This is a genomic window from Rathayibacter sp. AY1F3, assembly GCF_002931975.1.
Classification (GTDB): Bacteria; Actinomycetota; Actinomycetes; order Actinomycetales; family Microbacteriaceae; genus Rathayibacter.
On sequence record NZ_PSVF01000008.1, the window covers coordinates 66,511 to 91,721 of the forward strand.

Here is a 25,211-nt window from a genome sequence, read left to right on the forward strand (position 1 = left end):
GCACGAAGCTGAATAGCTGTAAGTGCACGTTCCCTGCAACGTCTTCTGCTCCAATCACAAAAGCGAATGGAATTGGTGCCGTCCCAGTGTTCACGAGGCTTATGAAAACCGAACGAGTGTCTTCGTCATGCAACGGAGGTCGTATCTCTCGGCGCGTGACGAAGTTGTCTGCGTACTTGTAACGCTTGTCACGCTTTTCTCGCTGGTAAAGAAACAGGGCGAAAAGCACCGCCGCTAGCGTCCCCAGTCCGCTAACCCAGTCAGCAACGCTACCCCAATTCATCAGCCTTCAATCTCCTTCTTCTTCGCCCTCGCTGCCGACCTTGCTGCGATGATTTTGCGCATTCGCCGCTCAGAAAACCACGTCCTCAGAGAGCGAAAACGCTTACCACTGATTTGCCGCTGCGCAAACTGACCTTCGGACAAATAATAATTCCCCCTAATGAGTCGATGCCAGTGAGCACCGTTTGAATCCCAGAAGGAAAGTACTGGATCGTACGTCTCAGGGTCAATGAGAAATTCGATCGACGTCGTCTTACTGACGCCTGGCTTCACCACGTTCTCCATAAGTTGTAGATCGAGTTCACTGACGGTTTCCGTCTGGTAGTTGTTGTGAATATCGAAAAAAGACACGTAAGCCATATAAATGGCCGTATCGCCGGTGTTGTGAACGCGCACCTCGAAGTACACTTCGCCGGTTTCATCATCGCCCACGAGTGCTGTCGCCGCGAAGAACTTGTTCGCAAGTAACCGCTTCTTGCCTCGAATGTCCGAGCGCCACAAGAAGATGCCCCCGCCGAAGGTGAGTGCGGTGGCGATCGAGCCGACCCATTCCGCCCAAGATCCAGGTTCCATGCCCGGAGCCTAGCGGTGACCTCCGACCACGTAGTTCAACAGCTCCTTAGCGTGACACCGCCGGCATCCCCGCACGACGAAGTAGGCAGAGCCGGTGAAGCGATCGTTCTCGACCGTCACGGTCTGCTTGAACGTCTCCCACGTGTGGACGCAGGTCTGCGGACCGACTCGGGCTGCCCGGCGTGCCTCCGTCGCCAGCTTGATGCGAGCGTGGAGCCCAGCCCGCAGGTCATCGAGGCGTCCAGGGTCTACCACCACGTCGTCTCTTTGAGGACAGTGCCGTAGTTGTTGGTGCAGTGACCGGTGCAGGCCCAGTACGCAGCAGCAGCCGCCCACGAACCGTAGCGTCCGCTCATGTAGTTGGTGAACCACTCGTCCTGGCACGCGTAGTCGGACAGCGAGCACGGCAGCTTGCTGCACGGCAGGGCCTGGCCGAGACCACACGCTCCGGACGACGCGTTGATGGCGTCAGTCCGGGTGCCACTCTCATGGTGGTAAATGAACGCCTTCGCCTCGGCCTCCGTATCGACGGCCGGCGTCGGCTCTTCAACGGGCGCTGTGGCCTGCGGAGAGACTGCCAGTGGCTCGAGGAGCGCTTCTGGCGCGTCTTGGGCCGTCTCGCTCTGCGGCGCGGTAGAGACGGCTTCTATCGCGCTTGGTCTTTTGACACGACCTGCATGTCACTGACGACGTTCTGGCGAGCCTGGCTGTGGATCTCGATCCCGGCGAAGTAGCCGAAGATGGTTCCGGCTGTCGCGAAGGCCAGCGCCGTGACAGCGACGGTCAGGATGAACGTTGACAGGCTGAGCCGGGTCGGCGCTTTCGTGAAGATTACGTGAGGTGCTTTGGTGGGTGTTGTACTCATATTCAGTTTTCCTTGTTTAATTATGATTACTTGACTGTGACGAACGTGATCTTGGTCGGCGTACGATAGTCAGTTATTGCTACTAGGTCAGTCATGTTTGTGTTCCTGTTTATTTGACTGCCTTTAGTTAAGCACGAACGTTATGAATAGTCAATACTATTCTTGCAGCGTCCAGATGCCACAGCCCTGTGAACTGAAGGAGAAGTCGCTTGCGTTGACGTAGGCCTCGACTCGTAGGCCGGAGGTCACAAAGTTGTTGGCAATGATATTTCCAGCCGCGTCCAACGTCTCCCAGTAGCAATTCGTCACCTCGCCTTCGAAGACGTAAGTGCCCGGCACCACATCGGTACCAACACGGAAGGTGCCGTTCCCCACGCGCTTCCGCTCAGCCCTGAGGCGAACGTCTTCAGAGTTGGTAGCCACCTTGTCCGCGATGATGGCCTGCACCTGCTCCGCCGCCGGGTTGGTCGGACAAACCATCAGAGCCGCCTGAATTTCCTTGACCTGGCCCTCGGAGTAGGGAAATGTAGGGCTAGTCGCAGAGCCCATCGTCGGAAGCGCGCACCTCTCGTAGAGGTAGACAATTGCTTCGATTTCCGTATAGCCGGAGACCGCGAAGATCTCCTTCTGCTCAGCGGAGTAGGTATTTCCAGCCGGCCAGGCATCACACGTCTCGAACTCCCTGCCTGACGCCCAGACCGCCTCCATAGTCGGGAACTCGGACGTCTTGTCGTCCGCATCGTCGCAGGCGAACCGGTAAGTCTTACCGTCCGGAGTAGGGGTCGGTGTCGGTGTCGGCGTGGGGGTAGGACTCGCAGTCCGCGTGGGACTGGGTGTTGCAGAGGCAGTCTCCGCGACAGACTCCCCGGTCGATGCGCAGCCGGACAACAGCAGTAAGGCCGCCACACCAACAGTGGAGACTAGTACCCGGAACTGACGCGTTGCTTCCATGGATCGAAGCCTAGTCGTGGCGGGTCTGACCCGCCGTACTGTGTTCGTCCACACCCACGCGTCGAGCTCCGAGCCTACCGACACGCTCCACTCCACGTGCAGCGCAGACCTGCCTGCTGGCCTCGACGTGCAACGTGACGCGCGCCAGCGTACGTCGTGGGTCCAGCCCATTAGCCCGCCTTGCCCTACGGTTGGAACGTGCGTCTAGTTACAGTTCTGGCCTTCCTCATCTTTGGCATGGCTCTCTTGATGGCCGCGACCTCCGGAGACGAGTACCCGCCGAATCGAGTCACTGCAGCCATGGTGTGGGTGACCGGAGGCTTTGCGGCTGCCATGGTGATGGGACTCTTTGCACGTCGAAGAAAATGGAGCCCGGACGGAGTACTCTTCAAGAGCACGACGGGTGGCGTCTTCCTTTTATCAATTGTCGTAGCGTCAGTCGTGTACTGGGTGCCGACATGGGCGGACCAAGCGGCTTCGGGCACCGGTATCGTCGCCATTACGCCTCCCAATAAATCTTATGGCAACGGAGAGGCATGGCGGACACTTGGTGTTGCGCGATTTGAATCCTACCCAAATCGAACAACAGGTGCGACGGTGTCGATGACGAAAAGCGGCAACGCCCGACAGGAATTTGAACTGACTGCTGATTTGCCGGACGGCTCCTCAGTCGAGTGCAGTGGAGTTCTTAAAGGTGTGCCTTCAGAAACCTTCGGTGACGTTCTATTCTTCTGCGACAGACATATTGAGCCAGCAGCCCTTCAGCGGTTGAGTAACGGACAGATTAGAAGGGACTAAGAGCATAGAACCCTTCTCCCCTACTACTGAGGAGAGCACCCGCTGAACCAATCACAACCTACTCGTACGTCACGGCCAATGCTCGCGAGGCTTCCCTCGGCTTGACAGTTGGGTTCTGATCCAACCGTGACTTCTTGGTAGTTCGAGCAACCCGTAAGAGAAGCGATTTGACGTTTAGTCACGGCTCGCTACACCTGGGGATGCTCGCTCTTGCTGCCTTGGCTTGTACTTGCACTCCACGAAGGGACAGGGGTTACGGCTAGCGGTGCAGTTATTTGGACGGGGTCTGCGCCTCCGGTGTCATGAAAGTATTTGCCAAAAAGATAGGATGATATATACTAGAAACAGCATTGAAGGTCACCCGCTCTACCCGAGCGGGTTTTCTTTTCTCTATTCTATTTGACGGTTCAGCGGCTTCAGCATTGAAGGTCGTTGAACTGGTCACTATTATGGGCGACTTGCAGCTAAAAGTCAATGATGCCGTCGCGGATCTCGGCCGGCAGTCCATGTGACTAGCGAAGTGCAAGCAATTCTTGAAGGCTAGTTGTGTTGCCAACAACTTTCAGCTCGTAACCCCACATTAGGAGGTCGCGTAGCTCTATTAGGTCGCCGTCTCCGTCGGCATCCAACTTGGTCGCGACCATGAAGACCTCTTCGATCGGCCAGTACTCGACACAACCAACGATTGGCTCTTGATTCCCTAGAGATAGTTGCACCACGTCTCGTTCCCACACGTCGGTGCCCTGCACGTCGTAGACGCCAGTCGGGCGAGTCATTCTTGGTTGTGTTGTAACGTTGCTTGCAGTTTGCATTAGTATATTCCCCGTTTATTTCTACTCTAATTATGCTCCTACCTCGAGCAATAGTCAATACTTTTTAATCTGTACTAGCCGAATATCAGCGGCGCGAACTCATGTGTCGTCGACACCATGAACAGCTTTGACTCTTCCGCCCCGTACTGCTTGATCCAGTACCTCAGCTTGGCCGCCCGCTCGTCGTCTGGTGCTATGAACAGTACGAACGGCACGAACGTCTCAGCGGCCTCCAGAGCGGCCAGGTAGCCCGCGAGCTTGTCGTTGATCTGCGTCTGGCGCTCCGTGCCCATGTCAATTTCGACCCAAAACGCCAGGTTACGGCGCTTCGCGATGTCGGCGATGTCTATGAACAGGTCTGGTCGGACGATGACGTTGCCGACCTTCCGATGGCTGTCGGGTTCCGTCTCGAAGTTGTCGATCCGGAGCCGGCCCTTCTGCTCGTACTCCAGGAGGGCGGTGTAGGCGTCCGCGATCGCCATGGAGTGCAGCTTGACCGCTCTGAAGGGCCAGTAGGCGCCCTCTCGCCCACACAACGCCCAACCTTGCCGCCCGAGCTGGTAGACGTACTGCCCGCTTCCCGCCCCCGTACCGCCGATCATCCTCCGCTCCAGGCGGGCCAGGAACTTCGTCTCCACGAGCCGGTTGAGTGCTCGATACATCGGGGTGTCAGACGCTCCAGTGAAGTGCATTGTTCGGATGTGTCCTGCCGCGAGCTGCCCGAAGCGCGCAACTGACAGGACTATTTGGCGGTCGCGGTCGAGGAGAATCATGGAAGTGACTATGAGACACACCAGTACGCGTGTCAACGAGGCGCGGATCCCTGCCAGCTCGCCGATACTCCGTGGGCCGAAGCGCACGTCTCCCCCACAGCCACTTTCACACCTCGGTTAGCGACGCAAAAGCGACTCCACGGGCCTGTGGATAAGCCCATACCATTCCGTGCGACAAAAGTATTGACTATTCGCAGCATAAGCGCATAATGAGTTGCAGGAAGAAGGCGGGACACTAAGTCGGTCCGACAGTCGATCATCCGAGCTCATCAATAGCAAAGCAAGGGGGACATCATTAGGAAGCGATCACATGGAAGAAGGCACCTGGAAAATCGACCGCGCTAGCTACGGCAGCGGGGCAACGAAAGTCAAAGCAACAGATCAGTGGGATCCACTCATGCGAGCGGCACTCAAGGAGCTGGGCCGGCGAGAGACAGAACGAACCGGACAAAAGATTTCGGTCGTCACACTACTCGCGAACCTCAGCGTCCGGAACGGCTCGTTCGCGATTGAGAAGAGAAAGGAGCTGCGACAGATACTAATACAATTGAAGAAGGAGAACACTCATGGCAGAAGGGACCGAACCAGCAACACCTGATATCGCCAAGATGAACCTGTACCAGAAGATCGCTCGGATCACTGGCGACATCGGAGTCATCAAGAAGGGCGGACGCAACTCGGAGCAGAACTACGCGTTCATTGAGTACGCGGCCGTGGCAGGAGAGCTACGAACGCTCTTCGCAAAGTACGGCGTGGTCATCGTGCCACGCATGCAGCGCCCTGACCGTCAGCACCGCGCAGACATTACCAGCAAGAACGGCAAGGCGGGCTACTACGTCCTCATCGAGTTCCACTTCACTATTGTCAACGCGGACGCGCCGGACGACCGTTTCACGGTCTCTTGGTCCGGCGAAGCGGCTGACTTCGGGGACAAGGCGACGAACAAGGCGGCAACGTCAGCGCTCAAGTACTACCTGATGCGCCAGTTCAACATCAGCGAGAAGGGCGAAGACGCCGACGCTGACAGCCCCGAGATCAGCACGGTCGCTCCAGTGGTGACGCGCACAGCATCTCCGAACAAGCCGGCCAGCGAGAAGCAAATCGGTCTCATCGAGACGTTGGCGAAGCGCAAGGGCAAGGACCAGGAGTGGGTAGTCAACACCCTCGAGCGGGTCAGGAGCAGCGCGGACGCCTCGACGGTGATCGACAAGCTCGGTGAGCTAGAGGACGCGCAGTAATGCAGGTCTTCGAGTACTTCAGCGACCGTGAGCAGGAGATGCGTGCTGAGGGAGAGATCCTGGAGCATGAGGCACAGACGGTGGGCACCTGCCGTGCATGCCTCAACCACAGCACCAGGCTCGACACTGACGGCCTCTGCGCCGCGTGCGAGGACCAGCCAGCACGAGCCAAGTTGCTCGCCCTGCTGGCACCAAGACAACTAATGGGCACAGCCCAAGGAACCACAAAGTGAGTAAAAGGCTAACCAAGATCAAGTTAGACTCGATCGCACGAGACATCAAGGACGGGCGCAGGAGCGTCGCTGAGATGGCAGAGTTCCATCACGTGTCAGGCCAGACGATCCGCGCAGTAAAGCGCACAAGGACGTGGCCGGCGTTCGTCCTGGCGAAGCAGCAGCGCATGTCCTACATCGCCAACGCGAAAGACCAGAAGTTCCACGACGCGCAGAAGGCTGGTCTCAACCCCGTTAGGCGTGCGGCCGCTCCAAAGCTGACGCCTAACGAACAGCGCCTTCAAGACGGGCTAGACCAGCTCGGTTGTTTCATCACCCGCGAGGAGTTCGATCTGAGGATCAATGAGGTGTACGCGCGCCTCGACTGGCACATCGCCAATCTCGTCAGCGAGAAGAAGAGGCGCACCTGGCCATGGGGCCGCCGCTGATGGCAGGGACCGTCGAGGGCGGGAGGAAGGCCGCTGCGAAGAACCTTGCCAACGATCCGAACTTCTACAGGAAGATCGGTCGCATTGGAGGTCGCAACGGCACTACCGGCGGCTTCGCGGCCAACCCCGAGCTGGCGAGCGTGGCAGGGAAGATCGGCGGAGGAAAGTCTCGACGCCGGAAGATCGCCGCTACCTAGACGTCGCTCGCCACCGAGCAGTGCCGGCACACGAAGACCAGGACGTCGAGGGACCGGTCCGCGTTCAGCGCACGGATGAAGCCAGGCTCCAGCCGGCGCCGCTCACACACAGAGCAGTAGTGCCGATCGAGTCCCTGCGACTCCATGTAGGCGAGCACGCGGTCACGGAGCGAGTCCGGACGCTGGATCGCCTGACGCGTCGGTCGTCGACCCAGACGGGACGCGACCAGACGCTGCACTTGACGCTCCGAGATCGAGAGACCCAGCTCCTCCTTGATGAAGCGAGCTGACATGCCCTTCTGGGCGTAGTAGATGATCTCCTCGATGTCGTAGCGGTCGTGCATAGATAGAACCATTTAAACACAAGGATAAGAAGATGCTATACCCAATTGACACTAAAGTGCTCGCCAGATGGTGGGTCATCACGAACGCAAAGCGTATCCCCCGGGAGTTGCAACCGTTGAGTCCACTGTCCAAGGATGCCTTGGATGGTTTCACGATGGGAGTCTGGCTCGTGGTCAATCAGCAACTCATGCCGGACGACAGTGGAAAAGTCAAGTCACCGCACGTGGCAACCGAGTTGACGAACTACGATGCCGACCCGCTGAAGTATTTGAAGACTTACGCGTTGTCGGAATAGCGTCGAGTCGTGAAAGGTATCTTCTGCGACGTTCCCACCAGGGGTCGCAGAAGCGACAGTAGTCAGAGCACGGAATCGCACTTTGTCAATTAGTTGAAAAGTTGGACAGCAGCCCCCGTTCGTGGCCTCGTATGCATCCCACACCACGACTGGCCGCGACTGTCAAAACTGACGGCGTCGACGACTTTTCCACACGTCGCGGCTCGGACCGAGCGGCGGTACACAGTACGTGTCGTACACCCGCCGTTCGCATCGAGTCGCGATCAAGACGTTTCGCCTCGCAAGTAGTAGCCGTCGAGAGTCTCCTCCCGCCGTGCCCACGCTTCAAGGAAGTGAACCAGCACTGGTGCCACATATGAAAGATGCGGTTCGTCGAGTAACTTATCGATGTCCCTCTGGAACTTTTCCGCGAATTCCTTCGCGCCGGGCTCTCTCTGTAGACGAAACAGAGCGCCAGTGGTCATGGCCCGCAGTCGAAAAATCTCCTTTTGACTTGCGACTACTCGTCCAAAGCCTCCTACCTCAGCAGCCGAGGCGATGAGGTCGTAGGCGCGAATCACCAAGTCTCTCCGCGCCTCATCCGCAACATCTGTAGCGCGAGAGCGCTCGCTGGCAGCTGCTTCCTCCGTGCGCTTGCTGAAGTCTCGCCGCTGAATCCAGAGCGCCAGAAGCACGGACAGGACGATGCTCACGAACGAAGCGATGAGTTCGAGCCAGCTTGTTCGATCGAGCACGTCTTGCCACCACGCCGGCACGGTCCAGAAGTCTTCCCACCAGTTCACGGTCAAACACTAGGGCTGACCACCCACAGCAACTGACACCGAAGGAGGTGACATGAATCAGATCCAACCAACCACAGCCGGAGCCGCCCGATGATGGCGCTGCTCCACCGCATCCTGCACGCCATCGGACGTTGCCCACGACAGCGCGCTGGCTACCGATGCTCGGGAGCACCCCGACGCTGCGGGTGGAACCAGTGACCGAGCGGCGGCCGGCTCAGCCGTCTATCGACGTCCCCAGCAACGCGGACCTGCTGGAGTCCATCCTCACTGTCGAGGGATCGTTCGGGGACAGCTACAACCGCTTCCACGCCTACTCGCTCCGCAACGTCGGGTTCCTCGCGATGCAGGGTTGCCCGCCGGAGCCCGTAGCGACGTTCAAGCGCTGGCAGGAGCTGGGCTACCACGTGAAGAAGGGCGAGCGGGCTTACTCGATCCTCCGGCCAATCACCGTGAAGGTGAAGGGCGGCGAGGGTCCGGAGCCAGCAGCAGAAGCGGAGCACGACCAGCCGAAGATGATGCGCCGCTTCAAGGTGGTGCGTGCGCTCTTCCACTACGCACAGGTGGCCGGCGAAGGCGAGCTACCTCCGTACGTTCCACCAACGTGGGACGAAGCACGAGCCCTCGAGACGCTGGACATCACCGAGGAGCCGTTCCGCCTCTTCAACGGCAACGTCATGGGGTACGCCTACGACCGCACGATCGCGGTCTCCCCCGTTGCTCCATACCCGTTCAAGACCAAGATGCACGAACTCGGCCACGTGGTAGCCGGTCACACCGAAGACGCCTGGGATGACGAGGACGACCGCGAGGCGATGCACCAGGGCATCAATGAGTTCCAAGCGGAGTCCACCGCCTACCTGGCGCTACATCAGCTCGGTGCGGAGGGTCAGATGAACGCGAGTGAGAGCCGCGCTTACGTGCAGCACTGGCTGCGAGGTGGTGAGCCGAGTGAAGTCGACGTCCGCCAGGTCTTCAGCGCGACAGACCGAATCATTCGGGCCGGACAAATTAGCATTGACCCAACTGACTAGAAATGCGAATATCAAAGCAGCCCTAGAAGGCTTGAAGCGGTCAGCGTCAAAACTGTGGCAGACGTATCAATCCGCTCGCACCTTTCACAACCGGATCAACGACAGAAATGCACGCGGGAAGCGTGAAGGAAGAACGCTAGGCCAACGTTTAGGCCGATGAGAGCGGTGACCGAGAGGTCCCGCATGGGGATTTTCCTCTCCAATAGCTCTCCCAACTGCGACGTTCGAATCGTCGCCCTGCGATGCAGTCGTTGATCCATCCGGCTCGTTCACCGTCGCCGCCCATGTTGAGGGGCGGGGACCGGACGCTCCGGATGGACGTGCGATTTAAGTTCCCCTTGTCGTACGTTCCAGTCTCGGTCGACGGGTACCTACCGATCCGTCGACCTCCTAGTCCCGCGCATACCTCGCAGGTGCGCGGAACTAGGAGGACACAACCATCGAACGAACCACTCCCCCACACTCCAGAGACCCTGCCCTGTTCGGTCTGGAGACGCTCTACTCCTTGCAGCCGGCCGAGACCCGCGTCGAACACGTCACCCTCATCCAGGAGCATCACGCTGAACTCGTAGAGCGCGTGGGCTGGGTAAACCTCCTGCGTGAGGACCGGAGCGTTGGTCTAGATGAGGCCGAGGCCAGTTCAGCGTTTTGGGCCTGGGCGGAGGAGAACGAAGACACGACCGACCAAGTGCTCGACGAGCTGGTCCGGTCGCTCGGGCGCCAGGCGCAAGCTGCACTCGCTCAGCTGTCCCTAGCCCACCTGACGGATCGCACGTTGATCCTGCGGAGTCGCAGGCTCGGTGATGGGGGGCTCCATGCGTAGGGCGATGCTTCCCAACTCGGAGTCGGTGGTCCAGCAGCGTGTCTGCCTCTACCTGAAAACTCACTACCCAGACGCCATCTTCCGCTCTGACTTCGCCTCAGGCCTGAAGCTGTCGATCGGACAGGCGACGCTCCACAAGAGTCTCCAGTCCAGCCGCGCGTGGCCCGACCTGGTCATCTACGAACCCAGGCGCAGCTACCAGGGGCTGTGCATCGAGCTGAAGCGCGAAGGAGTGGCGGTCTTCAAGAAGGACGGGTCGCTGCGCGCAGACGAGCATCTGCACGAGCAGTCCGCGATGCTGGCCGCCCTCCGTCACCGCGGGTACATCGCTGACTTCGCCATCGGTTACGACGCGGCCGTGCGCATGATCGAGGACTACTTCGCCTGATCGCTGGTGTGACTGCGTGACCGACCGGTCGCGCTGAACATCCACGATCAGGGAGGCGTCATGACGACCGCGCTCGTTCTACCGGCAACCGAAGACCCGTACCTTTGCGACCTCACCAGCGCAGAGCAGATCCACTCACTCGTCAACGGCTGGTTCGAGATCCTCGACCTCGTCGAGCCCGGAGCGACGCTCTGGATCAACGACGAAGCCGCGCTTACGAACAAGCCCTTCAACCAGCACGCGATGTGGCTGCTCCTGGCCCACGGGCCAAGCGTCACCACGAGCCCGTTCCTCCGTGGCTCGATCGTCCTCACTGGACCGATGCGCACCAACGAGGACGGGCTGAGCGACGTGGACGAGTACTTCGTCGACCTCGTCATCCGCGGCTCCCGGTTCACCGCCGAGGTGTGGCTGAAGGACGCGACCGATTGGAAGGACATGAACATGCCGTTCGAGACCTGGAAGTCGGCCTACCAAGCCGTGCTGAGCTTGAAGGAGCGCTGGCCTGACGTCGAGCGCACCAGAGTCCGTCCGCTCCCTTGAACGTGAAGACCCCGCAGCCAGCGGGGTTCCTTCATTCCTGATTACCGACGAAAAGTGTTCCAGACTTGCATCTACTGAATAGCAGGGTATGTTTCGACCCACTTAGGGAGACATAAACCTTAAGCCTTTTCCGTGCTATAATGGATTGTACGAAAAAGACCCGCTAACCAACTCCCTCAAGAGGTGGCGCGGGCCTTTTTGGTGCCGACGGGGTTGCAGTCCGTCGTTTCCATTTCAAATCGAAGCCAGCCTCAGGAGGTTGACATGGGTAAGCATACCCGAGCCAGACGAAGAACACCAGCCCGTCGTACGAAGGAGCCCTCTCTACCGAGGACCATCGTCGGCAAGGTGGTGCATTGGGTCGGACCAACCGCATTGCGGGAAGTCTGGACCTGGATCCGCGACAATTGGGATCAAATCCTTGAGTGGATTAGTAACTTCAACTAAGTAAGAGGCCCCCCTCCCTCGCGAACCATCAAGGTTCAAGCGAAGGAGGGGGGCGTTGAGGGGGCTGCTACTGACCGGGCTTGTAGCCCTTCCGGCGACCCTTGAGGCCATCGGCGTTCTCCAGCACAGCGCTGAGGTTCGGCGCGAGCTTGTTGAACTCGGCCAGGGTAACGACCATCTCGGTCGTCCGCCCGTTGCGGATCTCCAGCGACACCAGGTTGGCGGCGGGCTTGAGGTCCTTGACCTCGATCGGGAGAGCGTCGAACTGCTTCGGCTCGTCGAGATCGGGGTGGCTGCGGACGACGATCGTTACGATCTCGTCCTCGGAGGCTTCGGCACCGGTGAGGTCCGAAACCCTGATCTGGCGGAACCCCATCGGGATCACACTCCTTATGTCAAGACGGGTACCGGGTGTACTCGTCATGCCACTACTAAGAAGCATTTGTGTCGGCGCGTAAATGGTAGAAATCACAACAGACTTAACGACCCCCGTTTGAGACAATAGAAGTGCCCATGCAAGACCAGTTCGACCTCACTGCCTACGTCACTGCTTCCACTCGCGAGAGTGGCGTGCCGTTGGTTGTCGAGGATCAAGTGGTCATCACCTCGACGGCGACGATGGTCGCAGCGCGCCGGGCTGAGCACCTCCCCGTCGCCGCCTAACGGCGCGGAACCTCCGGTCGCTCCCCGACCCCTCGTAGACCCGTTTTCGGGCGTCTCAGGGCCGTCTGTCGCGTGGTGTGCTTGGCTACTTGTTACGTCGTCGAGGAACAGCACTCCCCGGGTGGCGCGGGCGACCGCGCCGGGCCGGATGCGGCCGCTGCCCCCGCCGACGATCGCTGCGGACGAGGCGGAGTGGTGCGGACTCTCGAACGGCGGTCTGCGCACCAGCGCGCCACCGGTCGGCGCTCCGACCAGCGAGCGCATGCAGGTGGCCTCCAGCGCTGCGTCGTCATCGAGGTCGGGGAGGATGCCTGGAAGGCGCGAGGCGAGCATCGTCTTCCCGGCGCCGGGAGGCCCGAGCAGGAACACGTGGTGCCCGCCCGCCGCCGCGACGACCATCGCCTCGGCCGCCTCCTCGTTCCCCACCACGTCGGAGAGGTCGAGTCGGGCCTCCGGCTCGGACACCGTCGCAGGCGGCGGCGCGGCCTCGGGGAGCACCGGCACCTCCCACTCCGCTCCGTGCCAGACGGCGGCCGCCGCCAGCGAGGAGACCGCGATCACCTCGACGCCGTCGACCAGCTCCGCCTCGAGCCGGTCCTCGACGGGGACCATCACGCGGCGCCTGCCCTCGCGGGCGGCCGCGAGCACCGCGGGCAGCACGCCCGGGACGGAGCGCAGCCGGCCGTCCAGGCCGAGCTCCCCGATATGGACGACCGCGGCGACCGACTCCGCATCGACCTCGCGGAGCGATGCGAGCGCGGCCAGCCCGATGGCGAGGTCGAAGGCGGAGCCGTGCTTGGGCATCGCGGCCGGCGAGAGGTTCACGGTGATCTTGTACTCGGCGATGGTGCTGCCGGAGTTGATCGCCGCCGAGCGCACCCGCTCCTTCGCCTGCGCGAGCGCGGCGTCGGGCAGGCCGATGATCACCATGCCCGGGGTGCCGTCGGCCGAGTGGGCCTCCACCCCGACCACGGCTCCCGCGAAGCCGACGAGACCGACCGCGGAGGTCCTCCCCAGGCCCATCAGGCCACCGCCCGCAGGTGCCGGATCTGCGACGGGACTCCCCCGGGAGCGACGATGCCGACCGCGTCGATCCGCAGATGCCGGGAGCGCTCGTGGTGCTCGTCGGCCCAGGCGTAGGCGAGTCGCCGCAGGCGCTGCGCCTTGGCCCGCGTGATGGCCTCGACTGGCAGTCCGAAGCGCGTCGACGAGCGCGTCTTCACCTCCACCACGACCAGTGCCGACCCGTCGCGGGCCACGATGTCGAGCTCGCCCTCGCGGACCCGCCAGTTGCGGTCGAGGATCTCGAATCCGTTGTCTCTCAGGTGCGCCGCCGCGATCTCCTCGCCGCGCCGCCCCAGTTCGTCCTTGTCCATGCGTCCTCCTGCCGGAAGCGTGCCGGAGCAAGAACGAGCGCTGTACGGCCGGGAGGGGATCCGGGGAGAAGAGGGCCGAGGTGGCGGGTGGGGAGGGACGTCGGCCGTGGTCTCGATACGCCGCCGGGTGCGGCTACGCGACCAGCTGATGTATCCGCGCCGCCTGAAGACGAGACCTGCGGAGCCGCGGATCCGAGAGAGCTCCGCAGCGGGGTGGGGCTCCGGTCACCGGGTCTCGATGCGCCGCCGGAGGCGGCTACGCGACCAGCAAGGGGTCCGGAGGCTGCGGCGACAGAGGGCTACTCGTCGAGCGCGAGCTCCTTGGGGAGCTCGAACTCCTTGCGGGAGAGCTCCTCGACGTTGACGTCCTTGAAGGTCAGCACGCGCACCGACTTCACGAAGCGGTCGGAGCGGTAGACGTCCCAGACCCACACGTCGCGCATGGTCAGCTCGAAGTAGAAGTCGTGCTCGGTGTCGCGGCGGACCAGGTCGACCTCGTTCGCCAGGTAGAACCGGCGCTCGGTCTCGACGACGTACGAGAACTGCGAGACGACGTCGCGGTACTCCCGGTACAGTGCCAGCTCGACCTCGCGGTCGTAGTCCTCGAATTCGTCCTCATCCATCGTTGGACAATCCTACGCCGAGCCGACGGGCACGAACGCCGGGAGCGGCTCCTCGACGCTCTCCCGCGACTTCGACAGCCAGGTCACCCGGTGCAGCGGGGACGGGCCGACCCGCTCGATCCCCGCCCAGTGCGCGGCGCTGCCGTAGCCCTTGTTGCTGTCCCAGGCGTAGTCGGCGAAGTCGTCGTGGTGGCGCACCATCTGACCGTCCCGGCCCACCTTCGCGAGCACGGAGGCGGCGGAGACGGCGGCGCAGTCGCGGTCGGCCTTCACGCGGGTGACGATCGTCAGCTCGGCCGCCCACTCGCCCAGCGCGGGCGTCAGCCAGTCGTGGGCGCCGTCGAGGAGGACGACGGCGGTGGCGAGGTCGACGCCCTGGTCGGCGAGGCGCTCGATGCCCCTCGACGCAGCGCGGCCGAGGCCCGCGATGATCCCGGTCTCGTCGATCTCGTCCGCCGAGGACTCGCCGATCGCCCAGGCCGAGACCCACTTCGCGACTCCGGGCAGGAGCGCCTCGCGGCGGGCGGGAGCGAGCATCTTGGAGTCGCGGAGCCCCTCGGGGAAGCGTCCGCAACGGCTGCCGATCGACACGACGCCGACCGACACCGGACCGGCGATCGCGCCGCGGCCGACCTCGTCGCAGCCGATGACCGTCTCGTAGCCCTGCCGGAAGAGGCGCCGCTCCTGCGTCAGCGTCGGCTCGGCGACGACCACCTAGCCCTGCCCGCTCTGCGCGTCGTCCGAGCCCTCCTCGGAGGCCTCGGTGTCGACTCCGCGGAACACCGACGGGTAGTCGTCGAGCCACGCCCACTGCTGCACGGGCCAGGTCACGAGGATCGCGCGGCCCACGACGTTGTCGATCGGCACGAAGCCGCCGCCCGGCTTGTCGGTGTTGTAGCGGGAGTCGGCGGAGTTGTAGCGGTTGTCGCCCATCACCCAGAGCGAGCCCTCGGGCACGACGACGTCGAAGGGGGTGGCCGAGACGGCCTGCACCCCGTCGGGCAGCTTCACGTAGGGCTCGTCGATCGGGTTGCCGTTGATCTCGACCTGGCCGAGCGGCGTGCAGCAGGTCACGTGATCGCCCGGCAGGCCGATGACGCGCTTGATGAGGTGGTCATTGCTGTCGGGAGCGGTGAGGCCGACGAGCGCGAGGGCGGAGTCGACCGCGGCCTGGAACGGCGGCACGGAGGGCTCGGAGCTCGGCGAGAGCCATCCGCCGGGATCGCGGAAGACGACGACGTCGCCGCGCGAGATCTTCACCACTCCGGGTACGAGCTCGTTCACGAGGATCCGGTCGTTCTCGACGAGCGTCTGCTCCATGGAGGAGGAGGGGATGTAGAACGAGCGGATCAGGAAGGTCTTCACGAGGAAGGAGACGAGCACCGCGACCACGAAGATGATCAGCACGTCGCGGAGGAAGAGCAGGACACCCCGGCGCTTGCGCGGGCGCTTCTCGGACGGATCCGCCGAGTGGCGGGCGTGGTCCTCGCCTCCGGGGAGGCGGACCGGGGCCGTGCTGTCTGTCATCGCTCGCCGTCGCCCCTACTGTGCATCACCGGGTGGACTCCCCGGACGGATCGCCCCCGAGAAAGGGAGGAACCCCGGTCCATCATAGGTGGACCGGGGTTCCCGAGAAGTCGTGCGGAAGCCGCTCAGGCGTCGCGCTTCTCCTTGATCTTCGCCTTCTTGCCGCGCAGGTTGCGCAGGTAGTAGAGCTTCGCGCGACGGACGTCACCGCGGGTGACGACCTCGATGTGGTCGATGACCGGCGAGTGCACGGGGAACGTGCGCTCGACGCCGACCTGGAAGCTCACCTTGCGGACGGTGAAGGTCTCGCGGACGCCCTCGTTGGAGCGGCCGATGACGACGCCCTGGAAGACCTGGATGCGCGAGCGGGAGCCCTCGACGATGTTGACGTGGACCTTGACGGTGTCGCCGGCGCGGAAGTCCGGGACATCGCTGCGGAGGGACGCCGCATCGACGGAATCGAGGATGTGCATGCTGTATCGCTCTCCGTGCCCGCCACAGGTCGAACACCGTTTCGTTGATGGAAGTCGGTCGTGCCCACGTCGTCGCGGCTCCCCTGTGGCAGAGCCTGCGCGAGGCACAAGCGATCATTCTGCCATGCCGCGTCGATCCGAGTCAAAGCAGGCTCGTCTGGAGGGCAGGGTCACCCGGAGGGCAGAGCCGCGCAGAGGGCGGGTCCGTCGAGAGGGCCGAGCTGTGGAGCAGGGCGGGGCCTCCCAGGAGACAGCGCCTCTCGGGACGCCCGACCCCTCAGAGGACGATGGTCTGCCCGTCCTGCGGGCGCTCCGGGTCGAAGCCCTCTCCGGAGACGGGGCGGTGAGCGCCCTCGGCCTGCACGGACGCCGCCTCCGAGAAGGCGAGGAGAGTGGCCCTCGCGTCGGCGAGGAACCGCCACCCCGAGTGCCAGAAGGCCGCCACTCCGAGGACCACCGAGAGCAGGCCCAGCGCCCAGGCGCCGGGCGGGAAGAAGCCGAAGGCGATCAGGGAGAGGTGCCAGGCACCGACCACGGCCACGTCGCCCCACGCGGGAGTGCGCGTGGGCCGAACGGTCACCCGGAATGCGACGATCGCGGCCACAGCCGCCAGCGCGACCGCCAGAATGGGGAGGGCGATCACCAGGCCGAGCACGGTCCAGCCGCTCGATCCTCCGAAGACTCCGTAGCCGAGGAGGATCCACAAGGGCAGCACGATCGCCGCCGGGAACTGCCAGGAACCGAATGCCCGTCGCGTGCGCATGCACCGACCGTACCCACCACCGCTGAGCGACGGCTCAGCGGACCCCGAGAGGATCAGGATGATCGAGCTACGCACCCCCGCCGAGATCGAGGAGATGCGTCCCGCCGGCCGCTTCGTCGGCGAGGTACTGAAGGCCACCTCCGCCGCTGCCGCGGTCGGCGTGAACCTGCTCGAGCTCGACCGGCTCGCCCACGACATGATCCGCACGGCCGGCGCCGAGTCCTGCTACATCGACTACCACCCCTCCTTCGGCGCGAGTCCCTTCGGCAAGGTCATCTGCACCTCCGTCAACGACGCGGTGCTGCACGGCCGGCCCTTCGACTACCGGCTGAGGGACGGCGACCTGCTCACCCTCGACTTCGCCGCCTCCGTGAACGGCTGGGTCGCCGACTCGGCCATCAGCGTCGTGGTCGGGACGCCGCGCGAGGAGGACCTCGCCCTCATCGACACCACCACCCGCGCGCTCGAGGCCGGCATCGCCGCCGCGCAGCCCGGGAAGAAGATCGGCGACATCTCCGCGGCCATCGCGGCCGTCGCACACGCCGAGGGCCTGTCCATCAACACCGACTTCGGCGGCCACGGCGTCGGCCGCACGATGCACGGCGATCCGCACATCCCCAACGACGGACGCGCCGGCCGCGGCTACCCGCTCCGCCCGGGCCTCGTCGTCGCGATCGAGCCGTGGTTCCTGCAGACGACCGACGAGATCTACACGGACAAGGACGGCTGGACCCTCCGCAGCCGTGACGGCTCTCGCGGCGCCCACATGGAGCACACGATCGCCATCACCGAGACGGGGAACATCGTCCTGTCCGCGCGGGACTGATCAAATGGTGGACAGTACTGCTATCCGATAGCGATACTGTCCACGTGCGAATCTCGGAGCTCGGCCGCAGCAGCGGCGTCAGCCTGCCCACGATCAAGTACTACATCCGGGAGGGGCTGCTGCCGCCGGGCGACGCCGCCGGCCCCCAGCGGGCGGAGTACGGGGACGCCCATGTCGCCCGCCTGACGCTGCTCCGGGCGCTCATCGAGAGCGGCGGCGTCGGCATCGCCGGCGCGAAGCGGATCACGGCCGCGCTCGACGCAGGCGTCGGTCCGACAGCGGCCTTCGAGGTGGCGCAGGACGTGGTCTCCGTGAGCGCCGACTCGACCGCGTCCGCCACCGAGGCGTCGACGCGGCGGATCGCCGAGGCCGCGGGCTCCGACCACTGCGGCCACCCTGCCGTCGCGACGGCGGCACGGGCGCTCGACGCGCTCGAGCTCTCCACCGGACCGATGAGTGCCGGCTGGCTCGAGGCCTACGCCCGCGCCGCCGCCCTCGTCGCCTCCGCCGACCTCGACGAACTGCAGGCCCGCGACAGCGTGAGCGAGCAGGCCGCCGTCGCCGCCGTCGGCACCGCGCTCGGAGACGTGGTTCTGCAGTCGCTCCGGCGCGTCGCCCAGGCGCGCGAGACGCAGAGCCGCTTCGGCTCGACGGAGGTGCCCCGATGAGTGCGGCGACCGAGACGCCCGCGCGCACGGCCTCCGCCGCTCCGCACCGGCCGCTTCTGGTGCTCGCTGCCGCGATGGCGGTCGGCGCCCTCCTCTGCGCGATCGCGCTGGTCGTCGATCCCCGCGAGCTCGGCGGGCAGCCACTCTGGGGCAAGCCGCTGAAGTTCTGCCTCTCGATCGCGCTGTACGCCGTGACGCTCGCCTGGCTGATCGGGCTCGTGCCCCGCCGGCGCCGCCTCGCCCGAGCGCTGGGCACGGTCACGGCGGTCGGTCTGGCGGTCGAGATGGTCGTGATCGAAGGCGCCGCCCTGGTCGGCGAGCGCAGCCACTTCGACGTCTCCACTCCCCTGCACGCCGCGCTCTGGGCCTTGATGGCCGTCTCGATCGTGGTGGTCTGGCTGGCGACTCTGGTCCTCGCCGCCCTCCTGGCGCGGGTGCCGCTCGGCGACCCGGCGCTGACGCTCGCCGTGCGCGCCGGACTTGTGATCGGGCTCGTCGGGATGGCCCTCGCGTTCCTGATGACGGGGCCCTCGCCCGGCCAGATCAGCGACTACCAGGGCGTCGTCGGTGCGCACGCCGTCGAAGTCGCGGACGGCGGACCCGGCCTCCCCCTCCTGGGCTGGAGCACCACGGGGGGCGATCTGCGCATCCCGCATTTCGTCGGGATGCACGCTCTGCAGGGGCTCCCGCTGCTCGCGCTGCTGCTCGGACGGCTGGCACCCCGGATCCCCGTGCTGCGCCCCGCATCCACCCGGCTGCGGCTCGTCGCCCTGGCCTCGGCGGGCTGGGCGGCCGCGGTGGCCCTCACCTGCTGGCAGGCGCTGCGCGGACAGGCGCTGACCGCACCGGACGCGCTGACCCTCGCCGTCGCTACTGTGGCCGTGATCGCCCTCGCCGGAGGGACGATCCTCACCCTCGCACGAACGGAGGCCCGCGCATGAGCCGGCTGCACCGCGGCTGGACGCCGCTCGGGATCGTCTACCTCGTCCTCGCCCTCGCCGGGCTGATCGGGACCTGGACCTGGAACGTGAGGGCGATGCAGGAGGGCGCGGACGTCCTCGCCGGCCTCGCCGCGGGCGGGCCGTGGGTGTCGTCGTTCTCGACCGACCTGCTGGTCGTCGCGATCACGGCCGTCGCCTTCATGGTGGTGGAGGGCCGCCGGATCGGGATGCGCCGCGTGTGGATCCTGGTGCTGCTCGCGCCGCTGGTCGCCCTCGCGTTCGCGTTCCCCCTCTTCCTCGCCCTCCGCGACCGGCACCTGGCCCTCGCGGCCCGGTGACCGTGCGGCGCGGGGCTAGGGAAGCAGTTCGGGGCGGACGCGGCGCGTGCGCTCGACGCTCTGCTCGTGGCGCCAGGCGGCGATCGCCCCGTGGTTGCCGCTGAGGAGCACCGGAGGGACGTCGAGGCCCCGCCAGGAGGCCGGCTTGGTGTAGCTCGGGTACTCGAGCAGCCCGTCGGAGTGGCTCTCCTCGACCAGGCTCGCCGGGTTGCCGACGACGCCCGGGACCAGGCGTCCGACGGCCTCGATCATCGCCATCACGGCGACCTCTCCTCCGTTGAGGACGTAGTCGCCGAGGCTGATCAGCCGGACCCGCGCGCGCTCGGCGGTGTGGTCCACGACGCGCTGGTCGATGCCCTCGTAGCGGCCGCAGCCGAAGACGAGGGTGGACTCCTCCGCGAGCTCGCGGGCGGTCGCCTGGGTGAACAGCTCGCCCGCGGGCGACGGGAAGATCACGACGGGGTCGTCCGCGCCGTCGAGGATCGTGTCGAGCGCCTCGCCCCACGGCTCCGGTCGCATCACCATGCCGGCGCCGCCGCCGTAGGGCGTGTCGTCGACGGTGCGGTGACGGTCGTGGGTGAAGTCGCGCAGGTCGTGCACGCCGAGCTCGATCAGCCCGCTCTGCCGCGCACGGCCGAGCAGGCTGATGTCGAGCACGCCGAAGAACTCCGGGAAGATCGTGACGATGTCGATCCTCACGACCGGGGCTCCTCCTCGGAGGCGGGGTCGGAGGCGGCCGGGGGCTCGTCGTCGGCGGGCTCCTCGAGAGCGGCGTCCGCGTCATCGGAGGCGGCCGGCGCGTCGGCGTCCGCAGGCGCGCTCAGCGCCGGGTCCGCGAGGTCGACACCGCTGAGGTCGACCGTGGCGGGCTCCTCCTCGGGAGCCTCCTCGAACAGGCCGATCGGAGGCGTGACCGTGACGATCCCGGCCGCGGCGTCGACGGAGGGGACGATCGCGTTCACGAACGGCACCATCACCTCGCCGGAGGGGGTGCCGACGATGAGCAGGTCCTGCGCGGGGAAGTGGTCGACGCGGCGGACGGTGCCGACCTCGACGCCGTCGCGGACGACCTTCATGCCGACCAGCTGGTAGTCGTACCAGGAGTCGTCCTCGCCCGGCTGGGTCTGCACCTCCTCGTCGATCCAGAGGATCGCCTTCAGGAGGGTCTCAGCGGCGTTGCGGTCGTCGACGCCTCGGAAGAACGCGACGGGGTGGCTGTTGTACCAGCGCAGCTCGACGAGCTCGAGCTTCTTGCCGTGCCACTCGGAGGTGCGCGGGACCTGCAGCGTGAACGTGGATCCGGGGGTGAAGCGCTTGTCGGGCTCGTCCGTGTAGAGCTCGAGCTTGATGGCGCCCTTGAGCCCGTGTGCCTTGGTGAGTCGGGCGACGCGGAGCTGCGTCGTGCCCGGTCCGGTGACCGACACCTCTACTTGTCGGTGTCGACGACGTCGACGCGCACGCGGCGCCCGTCGGCGAGCGCGGCGACGAGAGTGCGGACGGCCTTGGCGGTGCGACCGGAGCGTCCGATCACGCGGCCGAGGTCCTCGGGGTGCACGCGCACCTCGAGGACCTCTCCGCGCGGGGAGCTCGTGGCCACGACACTGACCTCATCGGGGTTCTCGACGATCCCCTTGACGAGGTGTTCGACGGCGGGAGCGAGCACTGACTACGCCTCGGTGGAGGTCTCGTCGGCGGTGTCCTCGACCGGGGCGGCCTTGGCCGGAGCCTCGGACTTCGGCTTGAGGACGGGCTTCTTCTTCGCGTCGACGACGAACGGAGCCTTGGGCTCCTTCACCTGGACGGTGCTGACGGCGTCGGCGTCGCCCTTGAAGCGGCCCCAGTCGCCGGTCAGCTTGAGGATCGCGGCGACCTGCTCGGTCGGCTGCGCGCCGACTCCGAGCCAGTACTGCGCGCGCTCCGAGTCGACCTGGATGAACGAGGGCTGCTCGGTCGGGTGGTACTTGCCGATCTCCTCGATCACGCGGCCGTCGCGCTTGGTGCGCGAGTCGGCGACGACGATGCGGTAGTAGGGCGCCCGGATCTTGCCGAGGCGCTTCAGACGAATCTTGACAGCCACAATTCTCCTGTGTGGTCGTTGACCGGTGTCCGGTCGATGATGGATGAACTGAGCCGTGAGCGTGGGGGCACACCCGGCGGAAGCTCGAGGGGGTTTCGTCGGCGGTGAGTAGAGGGTCGACCGCCTCGGACCCGACGGATCATTCTGCCAGAAAAACCGCCCCGGTGCGGGCCCGGCACGCCGCCGACCAGCGGCACCCTCGCGGGAGCGGGCCGCGCGGGACCCGGAAGGCCTCCGCCGGGGCTCGGCGTCCGCCCCGGCCGCAGGTGGCAGGATGGCGAGGCGCGTCCCGATCGGCGGACGCCCGGATCCGATGAGGACCACGCCATGGAGATCAGCTTCGCCGCATCAGACCGCTCCACGCTCGGGATCGAGTGGGAGGTCGCGATCGTCGACCGGCAGACGGGCGATCTCGCCAACGTCGCCGATGTGGTGCTGGAGGCGCTCCGCAGCGACGACGGCGCCCCGCACCCGCACATCACCGGCGAGCTCCTGCGCAACACGGTCGAGCTGGTCTCCGGCGTGCACACCTCCGTCCGCGACGCGGTCGCCGATCTGCAGGACCAGCTGCGGCAGGTGCGCGAGATCACCGACCCCATGGGACTCGACCTCGTGTGCTCGGGCACGCACCCGTTCGCGCAGTGGTTCGACCAGGCCATCACGGACAAGGAGCGGTACCACCGCCTCATCGACCGGACCCAGTGGTGGGGCCGGAACATGATGATCTGGGGCATCCACGTGCACGTCGGCATCGAGCACCGCGACAAGGTGCTGCCGATCCTCAACTCCCTGCTCGACTACTACCCGCACCTGCAGGCGCTCTCGGCGTCGAGCCCGTTCTGGGGCGGAGTCGACACGGGCTACGCCTCGAACCGCGCGCTGATGTTCCAGCAGCTGCCGACGGCGGGCCTGCCTCCGCAGTTCGGTGCCTGGGCGAACTACGAGGAGTACGTCGACGACATGATGCGCACCGGCGTCATCGACGACCACACGGAAGTCCGCTGGGACATCCGCCCCTCGCCGCAGTGGGGCACCCTCGAGATGCGCGCGTGCGACGGCCTCTCCTCCGCGGAGGAGATCGGAGCGGTCGCCGCGCTGATCCAGTGCCTCGTCGAGCACCTCTCGTCGCGGCTGGACGCAGGCGAGGACCTGCCGACGATGCAGCCCTGGTACGTGCGCGAGAACAAGTGGCGCGCGGCCCGCTACGGACTCGACGCCGAGATCATCCTCGACGCCGCCGGAGCGGAGCGGCTGGTCACCGACGACATCCGGGACCTGCTCGTCACCCTCGCACCGGTCGCCGAGCGTCTCGACTGCGTGACGGAGCTCGGCGACGTCGAGCTGATCCTGGTCGCGGGAGCGAGCTACCAGCGCCAGCTGCGGACGGCCGCGGCGAACGACGGCGACCTGAAGGCGGTGGTCCGGGCGCTCGCGGGCGAGCTGCGCGACGGGCTCCGGGATCCCCGCTCATGACGCGTCCCGCCCTCCTCGCCGCAGCCGCGATCGGCGCACTGGCCCTCGGCCTCGCCGGCTGCTCGTCCTCGACGACGACCGGCCCGGCGACCGCGTCCCCCGCCGGCACCGCCACTCCCCTCCCGACCGTCACCGCCGATCCGCTGCCGCTCTCGATCGGCGGCTCTCTGCCCGCCGGCTCCCGGGTGACGATCGTCGGCGACAGCATCGTGCGCGGTCTGACGGTCGATCCGGAGCAGGCCTGGCCCGCACTCGTCGGCGACGACCTCGGCTGGGAGGTCACGAACCTGGGCTGCGACGGCGGCGGCTTCATCGAACCGGGCGACTGCGGCGTCGCGATCGGCGACCGCGCGGAGGAGATCGCCGACACCCGGCCCGACGCGATCGTGCTGATCGCCAGCAGCAACGACCTGGGCTGGGATCCGGAGGACGTGGACGCCGCGATCGGGCCGGCGGTGGACGCGATCGTGTCCGCCTCGCCCTCGGCCCGGCTCATCGCGCTGGACTCGGTCTGGGGCCCCGACCCGCGCCCCTCCGATCTCGACGAGTACGACGCGGCGCTGGTCGAGGCCGTGACGGCCGCCGGCGGCGGTGCGCTGGAGTACCCGGACCCTCTCCGCGAGGACGGGCTGCTCGGCGAGGACGGCGTGCATCCCACCGTCGAGGGCCAGCGCGCCCTGGCCGACGCCTTCGAGGTGGCGGCCGAGAAGTCCGGCCTCGCCCGGGCGGTGCCGACGGGACAGAAGGCGACGGACGCGCCGGCGGCCTGACTCCGACGCGGGGCGCCGCCGTGACGGCGCCCCGCCGGGTCAGCGCGCGGTGCTGTTCCGGCCGTCGCGCCAGCCGAGCAGGTCGCGCACGGGCGCGAGGTCGATGTCCGGACCGGTGATGCCGAGCGTGAACAGGCGGGCGCCCAGGTCGTACTGCTGGTCGAGCACGTCGAATGAGGCGTCGCCGACACCGCCGCGCACGCTCGCGCCGGTCGAGATCTCGATCGCGGCCGGGTCGCGGTCGACGCGGCCGCACCACTCCGAGAGCACGCCGAGCTTGCGCTCGAGCGTCGGGACGTCCGAGAAGCTGTGCCAGATGTCGGCGTGCTCGGCGACGATCCGCAGCGTCTTCTTCTCGCCGCCGCCGCCGATCATCACCGGGATGTCGCGGGTGGGCGCCGGGTTGAGCATCGACCACCGGCTGCGGATGCGCGGCATCGCCTCGGAGAGCTCGTCGAGGCGGGAGCCGGCGGTGCCGAACTCGTAGCCGTACTCCTCGTAGTCGCGCTCGAACCAGCCCGAGCCGATGCCGAAGATCAGACGACCCTCGGCGCCCTTGGCGCTGATGTGGTCGACCGTGCGCGCCATGTCGGCGAGGAGGTCGGGGTTCCGGTAGCTGTTGCAGGTGACCAGCGGGCCGAACTCGATGCGGCTGGTCTGCTCGGCCCAGGCCGCGAGCATGCTCCAGCCCTCGAAGTGCAGGCCGTTCGGCTCTCCCGAGAGCGGGAAGAAGTGGTCCCAGTTGAAGGCGATGTCGACGCCGAGGTCCTCGAGCTCCGCGAGCGTGTCGCGGATGACCTCGTAGGGGACGTGCTGCGGTGCGATCTGGACGCCGATGCGGACGGGGCGCGCGTGTGCGGTTGTCATGCCCTCACGCTAGCGAGCGGTG

Annotated in this window: 34 protein-coding genes; 15 read left to right on the plus strand and 19 right to left on the minus strand. The window is 65.5% G+C overall.

Translation table 11 applies throughout. The annotated features are described in order from the left end of the window. Positions 1-282 precede the first annotated feature (282 nt). The 3 genes from C5C39_RS17210 to C5C39_RS17460 form a co-directional block, all read right to left on the minus strand. Positions 283-855 carry a hypothetical protein gene (locus C5C39_RS17210; protein WP_146083892.1) on the minus strand — a complete coding sequence of 191 codons (573 nt, stop codon included), beginning with the start codon at positions 853-855 and terminating at the stop codon, positions 283-285. A 646-nt stretch (positions 856-1,501) separates the two neighbouring features. Then, positions 1,502-1,720, minus strand: coding sequence for a hypothetical protein (locus tag C5C39_RS06900; RefSeq protein ID WP_104352984.1), 219 nt, complete (start codon positions 1,718-1,720; stop codon positions 1,502-1,504). Positions 1,721-1,876: 156 nt separating this feature from the next. Further along, the gene (locus C5C39_RS17460; protein WP_104352985.1) at positions 1,877-2,671 is read right to left on the minus strand and encodes a hypothetical protein; all 795 of its coding nucleotides are present in this window, start codon (positions 2,669-2,671) and stop codon (positions 1,877-1,879) included. A gap of 300 nt (positions 2,672-2,971) precedes the next feature. On the opposite strand from C5C39_RS17460, the gene C5C39_RS17225 reads away from it, so the two are divergent. After that, entirely contained in the window at positions 2,972-3,469 is a 498-nt protein-coding gene (locus tag C5C39_RS17225) for a hypothetical protein (protein WP_146083893.1), read from the plus strand. A 350-nt stretch (positions 3,470-3,819) separates the two neighbouring features. Then, on the plus strand, positions 3,820-3,981 hold the full coding sequence (locus C5C39_RS17465) for a hypothetical protein (protein ID WP_181136340.1): 162 nt from the start codon (positions 3,820-3,822) through the stop codon (positions 3,979-3,981). A gap of 374 nt (positions 3,982-4,355) precedes the next feature. Here C5C39_RS17465 and C5C39_RS06910 read toward each other — a convergent pair whose 3' ends face one another. Further along, positions 4,356-5,054 (minus strand): replication-relaxation family protein, encoded by a 699-nt coding sequence (locus C5C39_RS06910; RefSeq protein WP_146083894.1) that lies wholly within the window; start codon positions 5,052-5,054, stop codon positions 4,356-4,358. Positions 5,055-5,364: 310 nt separating this feature from the next. Between C5C39_RS06910 and C5C39_RS17230 the strand changes: the two genes are divergently transcribed. From C5C39_RS17230 to C5C39_RS06930, 4 genes are all read left to right on the plus strand, one after another. Next, on the plus strand, positions 5,365-5,652 hold the full coding sequence (locus C5C39_RS17230) for a hypothetical protein (protein ID WP_146083895.1): 288 nt from the start codon (positions 5,365-5,367) through the stop codon (positions 5,650-5,652). Then, positions 5,621-6,292 (plus strand): ERF family protein, encoded by a 672-nt coding sequence (locus C5C39_RS06915; protein ID WP_104352987.1) that lies wholly within the window; start codon positions 5,621-5,623, stop codon positions 6,290-6,292. Before C5C39_RS17230 ends, C5C39_RS06915 begins: the two co-directional genes overlap by 32 nt. A 307-nt stretch (positions 6,293-6,599) precedes the next feature. Further along, on the plus strand, positions 6,600-6,953 hold the full coding sequence (locus tag C5C39_RS06925) for a hypothetical protein (RefSeq protein WP_146083896.1): 354 nt from the start codon (positions 6,600-6,602) through the stop codon (positions 6,951-6,953). Continuing rightward, the gene (locus C5C39_RS06930; protein ID WP_104353022.1) at positions 6,953-7,150 is read left to right on the plus strand and encodes a general stress protein; all 198 of its coding nucleotides are present in this window, start codon (positions 6,953-6,955) and stop codon (positions 7,148-7,150) included. Before C5C39_RS06925 ends, C5C39_RS06930 begins: the two co-directional genes overlap by 1 nt. On the opposite strand, the gene C5C39_RS06935 is transcribed toward C5C39_RS06930, so the two are convergent. Next, positions 7,147-7,494, minus strand: a complete 348-nt coding sequence (locus C5C39_RS06935) for a hypothetical protein (RefSeq protein ID WP_104352990.1) — start codon at positions 7,492-7,494, stop codon at positions 7,147-7,149. The two genes, C5C39_RS06930 and C5C39_RS06935, sit on opposite strands and share 4 nt — an antisense overlap. A 559-nt stretch (positions 7,495-8,053) precedes the next feature. Continuing rightward, positions 8,054-8,572, minus strand: coding sequence for a hypothetical protein (locus C5C39_RS17235; protein ID WP_146083897.1), 519 nt, complete (start codon positions 8,570-8,572; stop codon positions 8,054-8,056). Positions 8,573-8,757: 185 nt separating this feature from the next. Between C5C39_RS17235 and C5C39_RS06945 the strand changes: the two genes are divergently transcribed. From C5C39_RS06945 to C5C39_RS06960, 3 genes are all read left to right on the plus strand, one after another. Next, positions 8,758-9,603, plus strand: coding sequence for an ArdC-like ssDNA-binding domain-containing protein (locus C5C39_RS06945; RefSeq protein WP_181136341.1), 846 nt, complete (start codon positions 8,758-8,760; stop codon positions 9,601-9,603). An 827-nt stretch (positions 9,604-10,430) separates the two neighbouring features. Next, complete coding sequence (locus tag C5C39_RS06955) at positions 10,431-10,814, plus strand: hypothetical protein (protein WP_146083899.1); 384 nt, start codon at positions 10,431-10,433, stop codon at positions 10,812-10,814. A gap of 60 nt (positions 10,815-10,874) precedes the next feature. Beyond that, positions 10,875-11,357, plus strand: coding sequence for a DUF3846 domain-containing protein (locus tag C5C39_RS06960; protein WP_104352995.1), 483 nt, complete (start codon positions 10,875-10,877; stop codon positions 11,355-11,357). Between the two features lie 514 nt (positions 11,358-11,871). On the opposite strand, the gene C5C39_RS06965 is transcribed toward C5C39_RS06960, so the two are convergent. From C5C39_RS06965 to C5C39_RS07000, 8 genes are all read right to left on the minus strand, one after another. Then, positions 11,872-12,180: a hypothetical protein gene (locus C5C39_RS06965; protein WP_104352996.1), complete on the minus strand. Its 309-nt coding sequence runs from the start codon at positions 12,178-12,180 to the stop codon at positions 11,872-11,874. A gap of 92 nt (positions 12,181-12,272) precedes the next feature. Beyond that, positions 12,273-13,490: an ATP-binding protein gene (locus tag C5C39_RS06970; RefSeq protein WP_104352997.1), complete on the minus strand. Its 1,218-nt coding sequence runs from the start codon at positions 13,488-13,490 to the stop codon at positions 12,273-12,275. Next, the gene (locus C5C39_RS06975; RefSeq protein WP_104223901.1) at positions 13,490-13,843 is read right to left on the minus strand and encodes a YraN family protein; all 354 of its coding nucleotides are present in this window, start codon (positions 13,841-13,843) and stop codon (positions 13,490-13,492) included. The genes C5C39_RS06970 and C5C39_RS06975 overlap by 1 nt, the downstream gene beginning before the upstream one ends. A gap of 299 nt (positions 13,844-14,142) precedes the next feature. Next, complete coding sequence (locus C5C39_RS06980; protein WP_055792576.1) at positions 14,143-14,466, minus strand: DUF2469 domain-containing protein; 324 nt, start codon at positions 14,464-14,466, stop codon at positions 14,143-14,145. A gap of 12 nt (positions 14,467-14,478) precedes the next feature. Next, on the minus strand, positions 14,479-15,180 hold the full coding sequence (locus C5C39_RS06985) for a ribonuclease HII (protein WP_104250529.1): 702 nt from the start codon (positions 15,178-15,180) through the stop codon (positions 14,479-14,481). Next, positions 15,181-15,993 (minus strand): signal peptidase I, encoded by an 813-nt coding sequence (lepB, locus tag C5C39_RS06990; RefSeq protein ID WP_104226871.1) that lies wholly within the window; start codon positions 15,991-15,993, stop codon positions 15,181-15,183. Between the two features lie 125 nt (positions 15,994-16,118). Continuing rightward, a complete protein-coding gene (gene rplS / locus C5C39_RS06995) occupies positions 16,119-16,466 on the minus strand; it encodes a 50S ribosomal protein L19 (protein ID WP_104223904.1) in 348 nt (115 codons plus the stop codon). A gap of 277 nt (positions 16,467-16,743) precedes the next feature. After that, on the minus strand, positions 16,744-17,229 hold the full coding sequence (locus C5C39_RS07000; RefSeq protein WP_104352998.1) for a hypothetical protein: 486 nt from the start codon (positions 17,227-17,229) through the stop codon (positions 16,744-16,746). Positions 17,230-17,287: 58 nt separating this feature from the next. On the opposite strand from C5C39_RS07000, the gene map reads away from it, so the two are divergent. From map to C5C39_RS07020, 4 genes are read left to right on the plus strand one after another with little or no spacing between them, the layout of a single operon-like run. Further along, complete coding sequence (gene map, locus C5C39_RS07005) at positions 17,288-18,055, plus strand: type I methionyl aminopeptidase (RefSeq protein WP_104352999.1); 768 nt, start codon at positions 17,288-17,290, stop codon at positions 18,053-18,055. Positions 18,056-18,099: 44 nt separating this feature from the next. After that, entirely contained in the window at positions 18,100-18,723 is a 624-nt protein-coding gene (locus tag C5C39_RS07010; protein WP_181136342.1) for a MerR family transcriptional regulator, read from the plus strand. After that, entirely contained in the window at positions 18,720-19,664 is a 945-nt protein-coding gene (locus tag C5C39_RS07015; RefSeq protein ID WP_104353001.1) for a hypothetical protein, read from the plus strand. Before C5C39_RS07010 ends, C5C39_RS07015 begins: the two co-directional genes overlap by 4 nt. Next, positions 19,661-20,002 carry a DUF2834 domain-containing protein gene (locus tag C5C39_RS07020; protein WP_104353002.1) on the plus strand — a complete coding sequence of 114 codons (342 nt, stop codon included), beginning with the start codon at positions 19,661-19,663 and terminating at the stop codon, positions 20,000-20,002. The genes C5C39_RS07015 and C5C39_RS07020 overlap by 4 nt, the downstream gene beginning before the upstream one ends. A 15-nt stretch (positions 20,003-20,017) precedes the next feature. Here the strand turns inward: C5C39_RS07020 and trmD are convergent, their stop codons facing one another. From trmD to rpsP, 4 genes are read right to left on the minus strand one after another with little or no spacing between them, the layout of a single operon-like run. Then, positions 20,018-20,701, minus strand: coding sequence for a tRNA (guanosine(37)-N1)-methyltransferase TrmD (gene trmD, locus C5C39_RS07025; protein ID WP_104226875.1), 684 nt, complete (start codon positions 20,699-20,701; stop codon positions 20,018-20,020). Then, on the minus strand, positions 20,698-21,426 hold the full coding sequence (gene rimM / locus C5C39_RS07030) for a ribosome maturation factor RimM (RefSeq protein WP_104353003.1): 729 nt from the start codon (positions 21,424-21,426) through the stop codon (positions 20,698-20,700). The genes trmD and rimM overlap by 4 nt, the downstream gene beginning before the upstream one ends. A 2-nt stretch (positions 21,427-21,428) precedes the next feature. Further along, positions 21,429-21,665, minus strand: coding sequence for an RNA-binding protein (locus C5C39_RS07035; RefSeq protein WP_068210678.1), 237 nt, complete (start codon positions 21,663-21,665; stop codon positions 21,429-21,431). 3 nt (positions 21,666-21,668) lie between these two features. Next, a complete protein-coding gene (gene rpsP / locus C5C39_RS07040; protein ID WP_104223912.1) occupies positions 21,669-22,079 on the minus strand; it encodes a 30S ribosomal protein S16 in 411 nt (136 codons plus the stop codon). A gap of 327 nt (positions 22,080-22,406) precedes the next feature. Between rpsP and C5C39_RS07045 the strand changes: the two genes are divergently transcribed. Next, a complete protein-coding gene (locus tag C5C39_RS07045; RefSeq protein ID WP_104353004.1) occupies positions 22,407-23,552 on the plus strand; it encodes a glutamate--cysteine ligase in 1,146 nt (381 codons plus the stop codon). Beyond that, positions 23,549-24,322 carry an SGNH/GDSL hydrolase family protein gene (locus C5C39_RS07050; protein ID WP_104238537.1) on the plus strand — a complete coding sequence of 258 codons (774 nt, stop codon included), beginning with the start codon at positions 23,549-23,551 and terminating at the stop codon, positions 24,320-24,322. The genes C5C39_RS07045 and C5C39_RS07050 overlap by 4 nt, the downstream gene beginning before the upstream one ends. A gap of 39 nt (positions 24,323-24,361) precedes the next feature. Here the strand turns inward: C5C39_RS07050 and C5C39_RS07055 are convergent, their stop codons facing one another. Beyond that, complete coding sequence (locus C5C39_RS07055; RefSeq protein WP_104337057.1) at positions 24,362-25,189, minus strand: LLM class F420-dependent oxidoreductase; 828 nt, start codon at positions 25,187-25,189, stop codon at positions 24,362-24,364. Positions 25,190-25,211 lie beyond the last annotated feature (22 nt).

Bases quoted from the DNA above. Each gene is read 5' to 3' on its own strand.
- C5C39_RS17210 (WP_146083892.1), bottom strand. From the start codon at position 855: ATGGAACCTGGATCTTGGGCGGAATGGGTCGGCTCGATCGCCACCGCA.
- C5C39_RS06900 (WP_104352984.1), bottom strand. From the start codon at position 1,720: ATGAGTACAACACCCACCAAAGCACCTCACGTAATCTTCACGAAAGCG.
- C5C39_RS17460 (WP_104352985.1), bottom strand. From the start codon at position 2,671: ATGGAAGCAACGCGTCAGTTCCGGGTACTAGTCTCCACTGTTGGTGTG.
- C5C39_RS17225 (WP_146083893.1), top strand. From the start codon at position 2,972: ATGGTGTGGGTGACCGGAGGCTTTGCGGCTGCCATGGTGATGGGACTC.
- C5C39_RS06910 (WP_146083894.1), bottom strand. From the start codon at position 5,054: ATGATTCTCCTCGACCGCGACCGCCAAATAGTCCTGTCAGTTGCGCGC.
- C5C39_RS17230 (WP_146083895.1), top strand. From the start codon at position 5,365: ATGGAAGAAGGCACCTGGAAAATCGACCGCGCTAGCTACGGCAGCGGG.
- C5C39_RS06915 (WP_104352987.1), top strand. From the start codon at position 5,621: ATGGCAGAAGGGACCGAACCAGCAACACCTGATATCGCCAAGATGAAC.
- C5C39_RS06925 (WP_146083896.1), top strand. From the start codon at position 6,600: ATGGCAGAGTTCCATCACGTGTCAGGCCAGACGATCCGCGCAGTAAAG.
- C5C39_RS06930 (WP_104353022.1), top strand. From the start codon at position 6,953: ATGGCAGGGACCGTCGAGGGCGGGAGGAAGGCCGCTGCGAAGAACCTT.
- C5C39_RS06935 (WP_104352990.1), bottom strand. From the start codon at position 7,494: ATGCACGACCGCTACGACATCGAGGAGATCATCTACTACGCCCAGAAG.
- C5C39_RS06955 (WP_146083899.1), top strand. From the start codon at position 10,431: ATGCTTCCCAACTCGGAGTCGGTGGTCCAGCAGCGTGTCTGCCTCTAC.
- C5C39_RS06960 (WP_104352995.1), top strand. From the start codon at position 10,875: ATGACGACCGCGCTCGTTCTACCGGCAACCGAAGACCCGTACCTTTGC.
- C5C39_RS06965 (WP_104352996.1), bottom strand. From the start codon at position 12,180: ATGGGGTTCCGCCAGATCAGGGTTTCGGACCTCACCGGTGCCGAAGCC.
- C5C39_RS06970 (WP_104352997.1), bottom strand. From the start codon at position 13,490: ATGGGCCTGGGGAGGACCTCCGCGGTCGGTCTCGTCGGCTTCGCGGGA.
- C5C39_RS06975 (WP_104223901.1), bottom strand. From the start codon at position 13,843: ATGGACAAGGACGAACTGGGGCGGCGCGGCGAGGAGATCGCGGCGGCG.
- C5C39_RS06980 (WP_055792576.1), bottom strand. From the start codon at position 14,466: ATGGATGAGGACGAATTCGAGGACTACGACCGCGAGGTCGAGCTGGCA.
- lepB (WP_104226871.1), bottom strand. From the start codon at position 15,993: ATGACAGACAGCACGGCCCCGGTCCGCCTCCCCGGAGGCGAGGACCAC.
- rplS (WP_104223904.1), bottom strand. From the start codon at position 16,466: ATGCACATCCTCGATTCCGTCGATGCGGCGTCCCTCCGCAGCGATGTC.
- C5C39_RS07000 (WP_104352998.1), bottom strand. From the start codon at position 17,229: ATGCGCACGCGACGGGCATTCGGTTCCTGGCAGTTCCCGGCGGCGATC.
- map (WP_104352999.1), top strand. From the start codon at position 17,288: ATGATCGAGCTACGCACCCCCGCCGAGATCGAGGAGATGCGTCCCGCC.
- C5C39_RS07015 (WP_104353001.1), top strand. From the start codon at position 18,720: ATGAGTGCGGCGACCGAGACGCCCGCGCGCACGGCCTCCGCCGCTCCG.
- C5C39_RS07020 (WP_104353002.1), top strand. From the start codon at position 19,661: ATGAGCCGGCTGCACCGCGGCTGGACGCCGCTCGGGATCGTCTACCTC.
- C5C39_RS07045 (WP_104353004.1), top strand. From the start codon at position 22,407: ATGGAGATCAGCTTCGCCGCATCAGACCGCTCCACGCTCGGGATCGAG.
- C5C39_RS07050 (WP_104238537.1), top strand. From the start codon at position 23,549: ATGACGCGTCCCGCCCTCCTCGCCGCAGCCGCGATCGGCGCACTGGCC.
- C5C39_RS07055 (WP_104337057.1), bottom strand. From the start codon at position 25,189: ATGACAACCGCACACGCGCGCCCCGTCCGCATCGGCGTCCAGATCGCA.